The organism is Telluria sp. AZSoR62, assembly GCF_058111565.1.
In genome coordinates this window covers 1-389 of the sequence record NZ_JBYTST010000123.1, presented here as the reverse complement: position 1 = coordinate 389, position 389 = coordinate 1, and the positions used below count along the sequence as shown (strand labels likewise).

Annotated in this window: 1 protein-coding gene; it reads right to left on the bottom strand. The window is 53.2% G+C overall.

Annotation, left to right across the window (positions count from 1 at the left end; translation table 11 throughout):
* Positions 1–320: hypothetical protein (locus AC3XQU_RS23165; RefSeq protein ID WP_489876504.1), on the bottom strand; the 320-nt coding region annotated here is incomplete at its 3' end.
* Positions 321–389 lie beyond the last annotated feature (69 nt).

Here is a 389-nt window from a genome sequence, read left to right as displayed (position 1 = left end):
CGGCGACTTCGACCGTCAGTCCCTGGTAGTCGAAAACTGTCGAACGCGCTGAAAGAGACGGTTATGACACGAGGAAAGCCAATCCCTGAAGGTTCAATGCGTCCAAGTGATTCAAGGGGCGCCTTATCGCGTTCATCAATTGTCCCGAAAGCTACCCTGGCCAGCCTAGCTAGCACCGTACTTTTCCCTGAGCCGTTTTGCCCCACTAGTACGGCAATCCGTTCAGGTAAGCCAGCACGAGTTGCGCGGGAAGGTTTTTCGGTCGCGTGACCAAGAAATGAAAAGTTTAACGGTTTGAGCCATTTAGGGAGAGCGAACATGAACTCCAGCTGGTTTCCCGGGAGCTCTGTATAGTCCCCGGTCAGTAGCCCTTTAGCTAGCTTCAGGTA